Source organism: Pedobacter sp. SG908 (genome assembly GCF_011759615.1).
Lineage (GTDB): Bacteria > Bacteroidota > Bacteroidia > Sphingobacteriales > Sphingobacteriaceae > Pedobacter > Pedobacter riviphilus.
On record NZ_JAAOYY010000003.1, the window covers coordinates 973,459 to 987,296 of the forward strand.

The 13,838-nt window shown below is 39.2% G+C and carries 14 protein-coding genes and 1 tRNA gene; 11 read left to right on the forward strand and 4 right to left on the reverse strand.

The genetic code is table 11. From position 1 onward, the window contains the following. Positions 1-52 precede the first annotated feature (52 nt). Positions 53-1,054 carry an aldo/keto reductase gene (locus FHT21_RS24730; RefSeq protein ID WP_167297348.1) on the forward strand — a complete coding sequence of 334 codons (1,002 nt, stop codon included), beginning with the start codon at positions 53-55 and terminating at the stop codon, positions 1,052-1,054. Between the two features lie 122 nt (positions 1,055-1,176). Here the strand turns inward: FHT21_RS24730 and FHT21_RS24735 are convergent, their stop codons facing one another. From FHT21_RS24735 to FHT21_RS24745, 3 genes are all read right to left on the reverse strand, one after another. Beyond that, entirely contained in the window at positions 1,177-2,133 is a 957-nt protein-coding gene (locus FHT21_RS24735) for a nitronate monooxygenase (protein WP_167297349.1), read from the reverse strand. Between the two features lie 4 nt (positions 2,134-2,137). After that, the gene (locus FHT21_RS24740; protein WP_167297350.1) at positions 2,138-3,304 is read right to left on the reverse strand and encodes an amidohydrolase family protein; all 1,167 of its coding nucleotides are present in this window, start codon (positions 3,302-3,304) and stop codon (positions 2,138-2,140) included. Between the two features lie 123 nt (positions 3,305-3,427). Further along, positions 3,428-3,500, reverse strand: a tRNA-Thr gene (locus tag FHT21_RS24745). A 294-nt stretch (positions 3,501-3,794) separates the two neighbouring features. Between FHT21_RS24745 and FHT21_RS24750 the strand changes: the two genes are divergently transcribed. The 4 genes from FHT21_RS24750 (at position 3,795) to FHT21_RS24765 (ending at position 6,296) form a co-directional block, all read left to right on the forward strand. Continuing rightward, on the forward strand, positions 3,795-4,109 hold the full coding sequence (locus tag FHT21_RS24750; protein WP_167297351.1) for a hypothetical protein: 315 nt from the start codon (positions 3,795-3,797) through the stop codon (positions 4,107-4,109). 79 nt (positions 4,110-4,188) lie between these two features. Continuing rightward, positions 4,189-4,500 (forward strand): hypothetical protein, encoded by a 312-nt coding sequence (locus tag FHT21_RS24755; RefSeq protein WP_167297352.1) that lies wholly within the window; start codon positions 4,189-4,191, stop codon positions 4,498-4,500. A 79-nt stretch (positions 4,501-4,579) separates the two neighbouring features. After that, entirely contained in the window at positions 4,580-4,894 is a 315-nt protein-coding gene (locus FHT21_RS24760) for a hypothetical protein (RefSeq protein WP_057931901.1), read from the forward strand. Between the two features lie 70 nt (positions 4,895-4,964). Continuing rightward, positions 4,965-6,296, forward strand: coding sequence for a sigma-54 dependent transcriptional regulator (locus tag FHT21_RS24765; protein ID WP_167297353.1), 1,332 nt, complete (start codon positions 4,965-4,967; stop codon positions 6,294-6,296). 2 nt (positions 6,297-6,298) lie between these two features. Here FHT21_RS24765 and FHT21_RS24770 read toward each other — a convergent pair whose 3' ends face one another. Continuing rightward, a complete protein-coding gene (locus tag FHT21_RS24770; RefSeq protein ID WP_167297354.1) occupies positions 6,299-8,773 on the reverse strand; it encodes an ATP-binding protein in 2,475 nt (824 codons plus the stop codon). A 139-nt stretch (positions 8,774-8,912) separates the two neighbouring features. On the opposite strand from FHT21_RS24770, the gene FHT21_RS24775 reads away from it, so the two are divergent. The 6 genes from FHT21_RS24775 to FHT21_RS24800 all read left to right on the forward strand — a co-directional run bounded on the left by FHT21_RS24775 (position 8,913) and on the right by FHT21_RS24800 (position 13,761). After that, a complete protein-coding gene (locus FHT21_RS24775) occupies positions 8,913-9,602 on the forward strand; it encodes a YafY family protein (RefSeq protein ID WP_167297355.1) in 690 nt (229 codons plus the stop codon). Positions 9,603-9,674: 72 nt separating this feature from the next. Continuing rightward, positions 9,675-10,235 carry a DinB family protein gene (locus FHT21_RS24780; RefSeq protein WP_223833434.1) on the forward strand — a complete coding sequence of 187 codons (561 nt, stop codon included), beginning with the start codon at positions 9,675-9,677 and terminating at the stop codon, positions 10,233-10,235. Positions 10,236-10,354: 119 nt separating this feature from the next. Next, complete coding sequence (locus tag FHT21_RS24785; RefSeq protein ID WP_167297356.1) at positions 10,355-10,876, forward strand: NADPH-dependent FMN reductase; 522 nt, start codon at positions 10,355-10,357, stop codon at positions 10,874-10,876. A 27-nt stretch (positions 10,877-10,903) separates the two neighbouring features. Further along, positions 10,904-11,878, forward strand: coding sequence for a 23S rRNA pseudouridine(2604) synthase RluF (rluF, locus tag FHT21_RS24790; RefSeq protein ID WP_167297357.1), 975 nt, complete (start codon positions 10,904-10,906; stop codon positions 11,876-11,878). Positions 11,879-11,967: 89 nt separating this feature from the next. Then, complete coding sequence (gene rlmN / locus FHT21_RS24795) at positions 11,968-13,023, forward strand: 23S rRNA (adenine(2503)-C(2))-methyltransferase RlmN (RefSeq protein WP_167297358.1); 1,056 nt, start codon at positions 11,968-11,970, stop codon at positions 13,021-13,023. A 561-nt stretch (positions 13,024-13,584) separates the two neighbouring features. After that, complete coding sequence (locus FHT21_RS24800) at positions 13,585-13,761, forward strand: hypothetical protein (RefSeq protein ID WP_167297359.1); 177 nt, start codon at positions 13,585-13,587, stop codon at positions 13,759-13,761. Positions 13,762-13,838 lie beyond the last annotated feature (77 nt).

Consider the following 13,838-nt stretch of genomic DNA (forward strand, 5'->3'; position numbering starts at 1 on the left):
AGTGGTGATTTTATTGCAATATCTACATTTGAGAAAACAAAATATAACAACTATGAAATACAGAAAACTTGGAACAACAAACGAACAGCTCTCTGCACTTGGCCTTGGCTGCATGGGCATGAGCTTTGCCTATGGCCCTACAAATGATAAAGAAAGTTTGGCAACCCTGGAAAAAGCCCTTGACCTTGGCATCAATTTCTGGGATACGGCTGATATGTATGCCAATGGTGCCAATGAAGAATTGATCTCCAAAATACTGGCACCCAACCGCAACAAGGTATTTATCGCAACGAAATTCGGTTTTCGTTTTAAGGATGGTATAGCGGGACCTATTAGCGCTGTAGGAACATATTTTGATGGCTCTCCGGCCTGGATAAAAATTGCAGTTGAACAGAGCCTGAAACGTCTGAAAATTGACACCATTGATCTTTACTATGCCCATAGGGTTGACCCAAATGTGCCTATTGAAGAAACCGTTGGTGCTATGGCCGATCTGGTAAAAGAAGGCAAGGTGCGCTATCTCGGACTAAGCGAGGCTTCTGCTGCTTCCATCAGAAAGGCTCATGCCGTGCACCCAATTGCGGCTCTGCAAAGTGAATATTCGCTGTTGAGTAGGGATGTTGAAAATGGCATATTGCAAACAACCCGCGAACTTGGCATTTCACTTGTGCCCTACTCTCCATTGGCAAGGGGCCTGGTTACCAATACGCTTGATGTAAATATTCTAGCCGATGACGATTTTAGGAGAACTTTGCCACGTTACCAACAAGAAAATGTAGCGAACAACAATAAATTAATAATGGAATTTGCCGCATTTGCAGAGTCAAAAAGCTGTACACCTGCACAACTTGCACTAGCCTGGGTTTTGGCCCAAGGTGAGGACATCATTCCTATTCCAGGAACCAAGAAAAGAAAATACCTGGAAGAGAATGTGGGTGCGATTGAAGTTGAATTAACCGGCACCGACCTTACAGAAATTAATGGGTTAATTAAAAAATATCCTGTAATAGGTGAGCGGTACAGTGAAGCTGCAATGAAAATGGTTAACCATTAGGTGATAAAGCAAAGTAAAATGACTTCTTATAACTCATCATAATTCCGGTTATGAGGGGTCATTTTACTTTGTAAAATTATTTCGGTTGAAAAGATGAGATAAGCCGTTAAATGTATGTTGATTTAGCTATCGAATTCGTTTTGCACTTGAGTAAGGCGGGCAATTTCTACTTTAAATTCCTGCCATATTTCTTCGAGTATAGCCCTTGCAGGTTTAATCTCCTTCAGCATTGCCGAAACCTGACCGATTTCGAGTTCGCCTTTTTCCATATCACCTTCAAACATCCCCAGTTTCGCCCGGGCATGTCCTAAAAGTGCTGCCAGCTCGTTCCGGCTTGCTCCTTCAGCTTCAGCATTGGCTATAGCATTGGCAAATTCATTCTTCAGTAACCTTACCGGAACCAATTTTTTCATGGCTAACTTAGTATCGCCTTCAGTGGCCGCAACAATTTTATGTTTAAATGCCTCGTGAGCAGACGATTCTTCGGCCACAGCAAAAGCCGAACCGATTTGAACCGCATCAGCACCCAAGGCAAATGCAGCAAGCATAGCCTTACCACTCCCGATACCACCAGCAGCGATGACCGGAATTTTAACAACCCCTTTTATCATCGGGATTAAACACATGGTGGTGGTTTCTTCTCTGCCGTTATGCCCACCCGCTTCAAAGCCTTCTGCAACAATGGCATCAACACCAGCATCCTGAGCTTTTATGGCAAATTTTGTATTCGCAATTACGTGAACAACAGTAATACCCTTTTCTTTTAAAAAACTGGTCCATGTTGCAGGATTACCAGCAGAAGAAAATACAATTTTTACCTTTTCTTCAACTACTACATCAATAATTTCCTGAATATTAGGATAGAGCAATGGAATGTTAACGCCAAATGGCAGTTGGGTTGCTAATTTGCATTTTTGAATGTGCGCTCTTAAAACATCAGGATACATCGAACCCGCTCCAATAATACCAAGTCCCCCTGCGTTAGAAACCGCTGAGGCCAATCTCCAGCCACTGCACCAAACCATTCCGGCCTGTATAATAGGATATTTAATATTGAAAAGTTTACAGATGGGATTCATATAATTAAATTAGCCTTTTTACCTGGTCATTTTCAATTTTAAAATCAGCCGACAATTGGATTAAATTCAATCCTGGCTTTTTACCAATTTCTATTGTTCCAATTTGTTGGTCAAGCTCCAAAAATTCTGCGCCGTTTATGGTTGCCCAACTCAACAATTTTTCAAAAGAAACCTGTTTGCATTTTTGTAAGGTGAGCATTTCTGATAGAATATTAAGTTGATGATTGCTAGCCAAACTATCTGTTCCGAGGGTAATCTTTACATTTTCTTCAATTAACAGATCTACATCAGGTAAAGCATTTTCGATATATAAATTGGCCTGCGGGCAAAGGCACCAATACAGGTTGTTGTTGTTTTCCTTCGCAAAGGCTATATCAGCTTTATTCGAAACAGTATTATGCACCAACAAAGTCTTCTGTTCCTTAATATAGGGTAACCAGGTTTGTAGGGATGTTTTTTTTGTGGGAGCAAAAAAAGAAATATCCAGTCCTAAGAATTGATATAGATCTAAAAATTCACCTGTTTTATTTTCAAAGAAAGCATTTTCATCGTCGGTTTCCTGATTGTGAACACTAATAAAAATATTATCTTTTTCTGCTTCCGCTTTTATTAATTTGAATAATTCCGGAGATACCGAATAAGGCGCATGTGGTACAATTGAATTGGGTAAAGTTCCAAAAGCTTGCTTAATGCCTTTAACGTAATCCATTATTGCATCAGCCCGTTCCGGATTAAAGCCCATAGCTTCGATAAAGGTATGGTAGTATATTTTGCTCTGCTCTTTTACTTCTTTTGAGGAAATTTGATTGGAAATATCGCCAACAGCTACAATCCCGTTTTCAAACATTTTCTTCTCGGCAGCGTACATAGCCGCTTTAATCTCTTCTATATCTCCCTGTCTGCTTTTAATAATGTGCTGTACAAATTCTACCAAACCCGTTTGCTCGGGAATTTGGCCCAGTAGGTGTGATAGTTCTAAATGGCAATGGGTATTGATAAAGCCTGGAACGATTGCGCCTTTATATGCTATGATATCCAAATCAAGACTCCCAGCCTCTTCTTTGGTTAACACTTCTTCAATTTCGCCATCTGGATTTACAACTACCACCCCATTTTTAATTGGTGGAGATGAAACAGGAAAGATCCAATCGGCTGAAAAGTATTTTAACATATCGCAAATTAGCGGAATAACCGGATCAAATAAAAATATTTTTCTATACCTGGCTTATTTTGATAGTAAAATGATTTCTTAAATTACTTTTCTAAAGAAATTAGAAAAATGGGGAAGAAAAAGAGCCTCCTATCGGAATCGAACCAATGACCTACTGATTACAAGTCAGTTGCTCTACCAGCTGAGCTAAGGAGGCTTTCAATCGGGCTGCAATGATAGAAAAAAATCTTCTTTTTTAAAAATTGAAAATTATTTTTTTGAAAATATTTCGTGTGCCGTCAGATGTTACCATCTGACGGCACACGAATTTGTTATTAATCATAAAATTTGTAGTCATTCACCCCAAAATGTGGAGGAACTCCACAGCACCAAAATTCCGGCACACACATAAACAGCTATAAAACAACAAATTAAGTATAAAAGTGAATTTGGCATCATTGTGAAACATTAGCAAGTATTGTTACACAAATTAAATTTTTAAATATATACTATGAAAAAGTTCGTTTTAGCAGCTACAGTATTAGCATTAGCAGGATTCTCAACAGTAAAAGCAAGTGAAGCAAAAGATTTTAAAACTACAGCAATTGTTGCAGTTCAAGACAGTGCAGTGAAAACTCCAGTTAAATTGGAAGAGCTTCCTGCTCCAGTTACAACAGCATTAAAATCTGATGCTTATAAAGGATGGACCGCTACTGAAGCTTGGTCAGTAAAAGAAGGTGCCAAAGAGTATTATTTAATCAACGTTAAAAAAGAAGCAGAAACTGGCTCAGTTAAAATCGACAAAGACGGTAAACCTGTTCAATAAATAAAAATCGGTTAGCGCTTCATCATTAACAAGTATTTAACGTAACACGAGTTACAAACCATATTTAAAAACAGATATCATGAAAAAGATCATTTTAGCCGCTACGTTAGCATTCGCAGGATTCACAGCAGTTCAAGCAAGTGAAGTAAATACAATCAAAACCGCTGCAATCGTTGCAGTTCAAGATAGTGCGGTAAAAACTCCAGTTAAATTGGAAGAATTACCAGAACCAGTAACAACCGCGTTAAAATCGGATACATACAAAGGCTGGACAGCTACTGAAGCTTTCTCTGTTAAAGAAGGTACTAAAGAATATTACTTAATCAATGTTAAAAAAGAAACAGAAACTGGTTCAGTTAAAATTGATAAAGACGGTAAACCTGTTCAATAATTTCAAATAAATACGCCGTACAGGCATTAATCAATATAAGCGGGCCTTCGGGCTGCGCATTAAACTAAAAAAAGATACCATGAAAAAATTAATTTTATCAGCTGCGTTCTTAGCTTTTGCAGGATTCTCAGCAGTACAAGCAAGTGAAGTAAATACAATCAAAAATGCGGCAATTGTTGCCGTTCAAGATAGCGCAGTAAAAACTCCGGTTAAATTGGAAGAGCTTCCTGCTCCAGTTACAACAGCATTAAAGTCTGATGCTTATAAAGGATGGACCGCTACTGAGGCTTGGTCAGTAAAAGAAGGTACCAAAGAATATTACCTAATCAATGTTAAAAAAGAAGCAGAAACTGGTTCGGTTAAAATTGATAAAGACGGTAAGCCAGTACAATAAAAACCCAAATAATTACATCTACCTATTACAAGAAAGCCGGATTATGTCCGGCTTTTCTTATTTTTGTTATATGGCGAGAATCCTGATTTTAGAAGACGATACCACATTTGCTCAATTACTGGAGGGCTTTTTAACAAAAAATGGTCATGAGATTACTCTTGTAACCCAGGTAAAGCAATCATTTAAGCAAGTTGAAAACAATGAATTCGACTTACTTTTAATCGATTACCGTCTGCCAGATGGGACAGGGCTCGAAGTACTTACCCACATCCGTAATTTGGGGCTGTTTATACCTGTAATCGTAATGACCAGTTTTAATGATGTAAGAACTGCAGTTAGATCTATTCAATTGGGTGCTTTTGATTACATTACCAAGCCCGTTAACCCTGACGAGTTATTAATGGTGATCAAAAATTCTTTGGCTAAAAAGGATTTAAAAAGCGTTGAACCAAAAGAAACAAACAGTGACTTTATAAAAGGGAAAAGTGCAATTGCAGATAAACTATATGAACATATTAATTTGGTAGCCCCAACAGATATGTCGGTAATTATACAAGGCGAGAGTGGCACAGGGAAAGAATTTGCAGCCAGAACGCTGCACCAGCAGAGTAAACGTTCTGATAAACCTTTCGTTGCAATCGATTGCGGTGCATTATCGAAAGATTTAGCCGCCAGCGAGTTATTCGGGCACGTAAAAGGAGCATTTACAGGGGCCGTAAATGATAAAAAAGGCCAGTTTGAGGCTGCCAACGGCGGAACTTTGTTTTTAGATGAGGTGGGTAACCTGAGTTACGAAGTGCAGGTTAAATTACTCAGGGCATTACAAGAAAGAGTAATTCAGCCTTTAGGCAGCACCAAACAGATTCCTGTTAATGTTCGCATCATTACGGCTACGAATGATGATCTGGCCAATAGTATGCAACAAGGTGAGTTTAGAGAAGATTTATATCATCGGTTAAATGAGTTCAAAATCCAGCTTCCGCCATTGAGAGATAGGGGCGGAGATTTAGAACTGTTTATCAACCACTTTATACAACTATCAAACCGCGATTTAGAACGGAATGTAAAAAGTGTTTCTAATGAGGCAAAAACACTTTTGCTTAATTACGATTGGCCAGGAAATCTGCGCGAGCTTAGCAATGTGATTAAACGCATGGTTTTATTGAGCCCGGGAGATGTTGCACAGATTAGCGCGTTACCTGATGAAATGGTAATTTCTGTCCGCCACCAGTCAGCTCCAGGTAATTCATCCGACCTTAAAGCAGTAAACGAACAGAATGAAAAAGCGTTGATTACTGAAACGCTGATCAAAGTGAGACATAACAAGTCAAAAGCCGCTAAGATTTTAAACATCGACCGTAAAACATTGTATGCAAAAATGGAGCGTTACGGCATAGAATAATGTTACCCGGCATTGGCGTAGTCGATTTCCTCCATAAAGGCAATTAAGCTATCCAGTTTTCTGATCTGTAATAAAACTTCAGATTTGATATCAGCAGTTAAGCCTTTTTCGGCAATTTCTAATTCCAGGGTGCGGAATGCGCTTGCCAAAGTCTTCGAACCCATCTGCGCCGTGCGTCCTGCAAGGCGGTGAACCAGTAACCTGGCCTGATCTGGATCATTATCGATTAAATGTTTTTTCAACGCTGCAGCGTCATCTATAGAATCTTGTTTAAAACGGTTCAATATTTTCTCCAGCATTTGTTGGTCGCCAAAGGTCATTTTCTCAATGGAAGAGAAATCGAATTCAGGCTGCTGGGTTAAAATTTCGGTTCTATCAAATATAGATAGGATATCTACAGCCCTAAATGGTTTCATTATCAGTCCATCAAAGCCCTCGCTCAAAACCATTTCGCGTTCTTCGGGTAAAACCTGTGCAGTAATGGCATAAAATTTAATGTGCGCAGGGAGTTTCTTTTTTAATAAATGACAAAGTTCGAAACCTGTCATTTCGGGCATGCGCATATCAATCAATATGTATTTTAAATCTGGTTCAGGTGCTGCGTGCAGGATATCGGCTACCTGGGTAAAGCTTCTAAACGGGATTTTGTTTTTCTGAAAAATCATTCCACATAAATCCAGAATGAGCTTATCATCATCAATTACCCAAACCGTACCTGGGTTTACAATCGCATAATGTTCTAAATCTAAAGTATCGGTTACACGCTCAGTGGTATTTTCATATTTCATGTAAATATTAAATGTGGTACCAATGCCGGGTTTACTCTTCACATAAATCCTCCCGCCTTGTGTTTCGATCAAAGATTTAACAATAGGTAGCCCTAAACCTGTACCAGCCTGGTTGATAATATATTTTTCAGGAGATTCTATCTGCTCAAATTCATTAAAGATTTTAGGGATATCTTTTTCTTCAAACCCGATTCCGGTATCTTTTATGGTAAAATGAAAATGCAGATCATCACCTTGCTTTTTATACGATACCGAAAGCTTAATTTCACCTTTTAACGTAAATTTTACGGCGTTACCCAATAAGTTAAATAAAATCTGCTTTAGCCTAAAAGCATCACCATTTACAAATTCCAAATCGGCAAGATCAAGTACTGTATTTAACTGAAGTGATTTCTGTTCTGCCAATGGCCGCATTACCGAAACCACTTCATCCAATGCCTTCCGGATATTAAATACTTGGTTATTGAAGCTAAATTCGCCCGAAATAATCCGGTTGTAGTCTAATACCTCGTTAACAATTTGAAGTAAATGAATGGAAGACTGATAAATAGCATCCACATCTTTCTTATCAGGAATATCTTGTTGGGTAATCAGCTCTGCATAGCCTAAAATAGACTGTAGCGGCGTTCTGATCTCATGGCTCATATTGGACAGGAACCGTTGCTTTGCTTTACCATGGTATTCTGCCTCATCTTTAGCAAGTTCCAATGCCCGTCTATACCTGTTGCTCTTTGTAATATCGGCCAAAATTAGATACAGCAGAATAACCGTTAACAGAAAAAAGATAATGATAATGGTTGTAATCTGTGTAATCCCATCGTTAACCACTTCTTTAGCCTGTATACCATTCAAATCTACCTGAGCCACCGCTTCACCTTCAACCTCTCTTAAAATCTGCAACATCTGGGCCGTTAAAGCATTGCTGGCATTTGATAGATCTGCTTCACGTTTTAAAAACTTCTGGCTTTTCTGACGCTGCTCCAGTTCGATATTTTTTAACGAACCCGTCATACTCTTCATAATGCTGTCTTCAGCCTTTGCATTTAAAGTATCGCGCTTTACTTTAAATTCCTCATTAATAATTTTATACACCTCTGATTTCTTCTTTCCAAAAAGTTTACTCAAAAAACCTCTCGATTTCTGTTCTCCCTCAGGCGCAACTGTAGTGGTTGATGTAGTTGTCTCGGTGGTCAGTATCGCACTGTCCGTCTGTCTGGTACGCGTAGCAACAAGCTCATTTAATTTCTGAACCTCATCAGAGAATGATTTGGTGTTCACCAACGTTTCTCTCACCTTTAAGTAATTGATAAATTGTTTGTCGCGGTCGGTTAACAGATTTTTTATCGACTTTATCCGCGCCAACTGGGCAGAATCACCCCTGTACAATTTACGTAACGTATCTAAACTATTCCTTAACTTACGTGATTCCTTAAGAAAACTATAAGTACCTTGTTTATTGAAGGCTTCATCTCTTTGTAACTGATCTAAACGGGCAATTTTATGTGAAAGGTCATTTACGATCCTTAAGCGATCATTTGGGGCCGAAATTTCTTCAACGGTATCCAGCATCCGAGTAAAAGCAAACTTACTGATGCCCCAGGCCAATAGCAATGCAAAACAGGCAAACAGAAAACCTATAATTACTTTACTTTTTATTGCCCGGAAGAAACGCTTTTGTATAACAGCCATTTAATTCAGATTATGCATGATAAACCCTAGTTATAACGGTTTAACTGTAGAAATGATATGTATTTATCTTTTACAAATAACGTACCACAAGAAAAATTGATTAAAAAACTTTAATTTTAATTGCCTAAAAAAACAAACTATGAACCGTATCGACCGACTTTTCGGAATTTTGACCCTGCTTCAATCCAGAAAATACATTAGCGCAGAAAAAATTGCGGAAAGATTTGATATGAGCATACGCACGGTTTACCGAGACATTAAAGCCTTAGGCGAACAAGGCATACCGGTAAGTTTTGAGCAGCATAAAGGCTATTATCTGGTGCAGGGTTATTTTCTGCCACCGGTTTCTTTTAACATGGATGAAGCCAATGCGCTGCTATTGGTTGAAAGTTTAGTAAGTGGATTTGCCGATAACTCTATCCGTAGCCATTATTCTACAGCATTAACTAAAGTAAAGGCGGTATTAAAAACAGGTCAGAAAGAAAAGCTTGAAACCTTAAATCAACATATTAAATTACAGATTCCGGAAAGGTTAAATTTTAATTTCGAATATCTATCACTTATTCAGCACGCCATTGCCGAAAAACACCTCATTGAGCTCGATTACAAAAACAATAAAGAAGAAGTGAGTAAAAGAGAAGTAGAACCAATTGGCTTGATTTTCTATGCCTTTAGCTGGCATTTAATTGCCTGGTGCCACTACCGTAACGAATACCGTGATTTTAACCTCATCCGGATTATCTGCCTTAAAAACTTAGGTATTCCCTTTAAAAAAACACAACACATGCCGCTGAGCGAATACATGCATCTGCTTCCTGTAAATTATTAAAAAAATATTTTTCGCACTGCCATAGGGTTGTCAGTAGGCGCTATTTTCTTTGTGTAACTAAACATCAAAATCATGAGTATAGCCGATTTATTACTAATGGATTTAAACACTTTAGAAAAAACAAAACAGAAGAATATGGATATTATTAAATTATTATTGAAAGAGCTGGAAGCAGAATTTAATACAACAAAAAAATTCCTGGCTATTGTACCTGCAGATAAATTTGACTGGGCACCACACGAAAAAAGTATGAAAATGAAATCGCTTGCAGTTCATATTGCTGATCTGCCAAGTTGGGTTTCGCTGGCTTTAACTACTGATGGACTGGATTTTGAAACAGCACCTTATGTAGAACAACCTGCAGAAAGTGCCGATGATCTGGTTAAAATTCTAGAGAAAAATTATGCACTCGGAAAAGCAGAATTAGAAAAAGCCACGGAAGAAGACCTAAATGGCCGTTGGGTATTAAGTATGGGCAAACAGGTTTTGGCCGATTATTCTAAATACGAAACCATCCGCCATTCACTTAGCCAAACCACTCACCACAGGGCACAGTTAGGTGTTTACTTAAGATTACTCGATATCCCAATCCCTGGCAGTTATGGTCCAAGTGCAGATGATCAAAACTTTTAGTTGTTAATAAGTTCAGAATAGGCTGTCGAAACCTGGTGCGTTTCGATGGCCCGTTTTGAAATGACTTCGCGATTACCAGCCCACCTTGATATTCCATTTTCGCTTTGCTATTTTTAGCAATGAAAAAAATATTGGCAATCTCAGGAAGCACGAAAGCGCTATCAACCAATGCACTGTACATAACAGCTATCTCTAGGCTTTTAGGTGAAGATTTTGAGGTAACAAGCTTTCCATCTATTGCAGATATTCCACATTTCAACCCTGATTTAGATCAGAAAAATCCGTCAAAGGCCATCGAAGCGCTTCGGTCAAGCATCCGGCAGGCAGATGGTATCATTATTTCTACGCCTGAATATGCTATGGGCTTACCCGGCTCGTTAAAAAACCTACTCGATTGGACCGTAAGTTCAGCATCATTTTCTAAGAAGCCAGTTTTAGCGCTGGTTGCCTCAACCCAAGGGGAGAAAGCCTATCAATCTATCATCGATATTTTAACGGTAATTGAAGCAAGGGTGTCGCCCCTACTCATCTCATTTGCAAAAGCTAAAATCACTAGCGAAGCGGTAATTATCGAAAATGAAACTTTAGCTACGCTTAAAAGTATCGTTCATTCATTTGTTGCCAATATGGAGAATGGATAACACAATTTATTTCCGTAAAATTGCAGCATGAACAATAACTCTGCAACCCGTTTAAATAAATTCATCAGCGAAAGTGGATTATGTTCACGCCGCGAAGCAGATCGTTATATCGAAAAAGGTACAGTTTTTATCAATGGAAAAAGAGCTAAAGTAGGCGATCAGGTTTTTGCAGGAGATAAAGTGATGGTTAACGGCCATAATATCGAACCCAAAGAAGAAAGTAATTTCATCCTATTAGCATTTAACAAGCCTGTTGGTATTACCAGTACGACTGAAGGCAGCGTACGCGATAATATTGTTGATTACGTAAACCATAGTGAAAGAATATTTCCCATTGGCAGATTGGACAAAGATTCGTCAGGTCTGATCTTCCTGACCAACAACGGCGATATCGTGAACAAAATTTTAAGGGCAGGGAATAAGCACGAAAAGGAATACGTCGTTACGGTTAATAAACCTATTACCGAAGATTTTATTTTCGAAATGAGTAATGGCGTTCCTATCTTGGGGGTAAATACACGTAAATGTAAGGTGCGCCAAATCAGCACATTTGTATTCAATATTATCTTAATTCAGGGGTTAAATAGACAGATCCGTAGAATGTGTGAGCATTTTGGTTACGAAGTGACTAAACTAGAGCGTACACGTATCATGAATATCAATTTAAAGGGTATTCCGACTGGAGAATTTAGAGAACTTACAGAAGATGAGATGAAAAGCATCACCAAAAGTGTTGAAAATTCATCTTCTGAAGCTAAATCAAAGCCCAAAAGCACTACTAAGAAAAAAGCAAATGCCTGGGAAGAAATCCCTGAACTTAGGGAAGAACAACCAAAAAAATCATTTAAAGCGAAATCATCAGGCCAAAAATCTTCGGGCAAAAAACAGGTTGGTCACGCAGGCTCAAAACCTACCGGTAAAAGTAACACCGGAAACAGAAATTCCAGACCTGCCAAAGGTAAGGCTATCAGCAAGTCAAACTCAAGAGGCAGAGGAAGATAAGCCAACTAATTGTAAAATTTGGCATCTTACAGGCCCCCTCAACTCTCTACCTTTCTGCCTTACACCTTTTTTAAGTACCTTTGCAACAAATGGTAACAGCAAAAAAAACCGATATCCGTGCATTGGATCTACCTCAATTGCAGCAGCACCTTGTAGCAATGCAACAGCCCGCATTTAGGGCTAAGCAGATTTACCAATGGCTTTGGGAGAAATCGGCTACGAGTTTCGAGCAGATGAGTAATCTTTCTAAAGATCTTCGTAAGGTATTGGATGAAACTTTTACCATTAATGCGGTTCAGGTTAATAATTCACAGTTCAGTAACGACCATACCATTAAAAATACTTTTAGGTTAGCAGACGGTAATATTGTAGAGGGGGTTTTAATCCCTTTAGAGGATCGTATGACAGCTTGTGTGAGTTCACAGGTAGGCTGCAGTTTAACCTGTAAATTCTGTGCAACGGGTTACATGGACCGCAAGCGTAATTTAAATGCTGATGAGATTTATGATCAGGTCGTATTAATAGATAAACAAGCGAAACAGAACTACAACAATCCCCTTACCAACATTGTGTATATGGGCATGGGAGAACCGCTTTTAAACTATGCGAATGTATTGAAGTCTATTGAGCGTATCACTGCTCCAGACGGTTTAAATATGAGCTATAAGCGCATTACAGTTTCTACTGCTGGTATTGCTAAAATGATCAAGAAATTAGGTGATGATGGTGCAAAATTTAATTTGGCACTTTCGCTTCATGCTGCTGATGATAAAAAGCGCAATGAGATCATGCCCATTAATGAGGCCAATTCCCTAAAAGCATTGGCAGATGCGCTTAAATACTATTTTGCTAAAACCAAAAACCCGGTAACTTACGAGTATATCGTTTTTAATCATTTTAACGATGAAATTTCTGATGCTATGGATTTAGCTAAATTCTGTAAACATATTCCTTGTAAGGTAAACCTGATTGAATATAACCCCATTTCTTTCGCAGATTTCACCAATGCAGAAGGAGATAAGATAGACGCTTTTTCCAATTATCTAAAAAGCCAGGGAATCAATACCAATATCCGCCGTAGCCGTGGTAAAGATATTGATGCGGCCTGTGGGCAATTAGCGGTTAAAGAAGAAGCAAATTCTTAGTCCTATCATTTGAATCTTCTTTTCACTTAAGTATAGTCTCCAATCTTTTTTTGGAGCGAAGTGGCAGTAACCATTAGTTTGGTTTCTGTCCTGCTGTCCGTTTTACTCCGCCAATGAAGGATCGGCTCCCTGCCCACTCCCATCAGGGCTACAGCACTTAGGGCGGAGGTGTAAAGGGGAAGATGGATCAAGGTTCTGCGGAGATCAGTGTAACCTGCGGGAACAAGCCCCTTAACTTATCTTCACCCCTTAATGGTAGAAATAACAGGAGTTTTAGGAGCGCAGTGGCAGTAGCCTTTAGTTTGGGTTCCGTCCTGCTGTCCGTTCTACTCCGCCAATGAAGGATCGGCTCCGTGCCCACTCCCATCAGGGCTATAGTACTTAGGGCGGAAGTGTAAAGGGAAGATGGATCAAGGTTCTGCGGAGATCAGTGTTACATGCAGGAACAAGCCCCTCTGACTTTTCTTCATCCCTTAATGGTAGAAATAACAGGAGTTTTTGAAGCGCAGTGGCAGTAGCCTTTAGTTTGGGTCCCGTCCTGCTGTCCGTTCTACTCCGCCAATGAAGGATCGGCTCCGTGCCCACTCCCATCAGGGCTATAGCACCCAGGGCGGAAGTGCAAAGGGAAGATGGAATATGCGCTGCGAAGATCAATGTAACCTGCGGGAACAATTCCTTAACTTTTCTCCGCTGCTTAATGCTGAAACGGGGACAGGTACAGCTACAGAAAGGCCTTAAACAAAGAAAACCCTTCCGCATTTCTGCTGAAGGGTTTCTTTTAAGATTTGGCACCGACCTACTCTCCCACGTGTTAC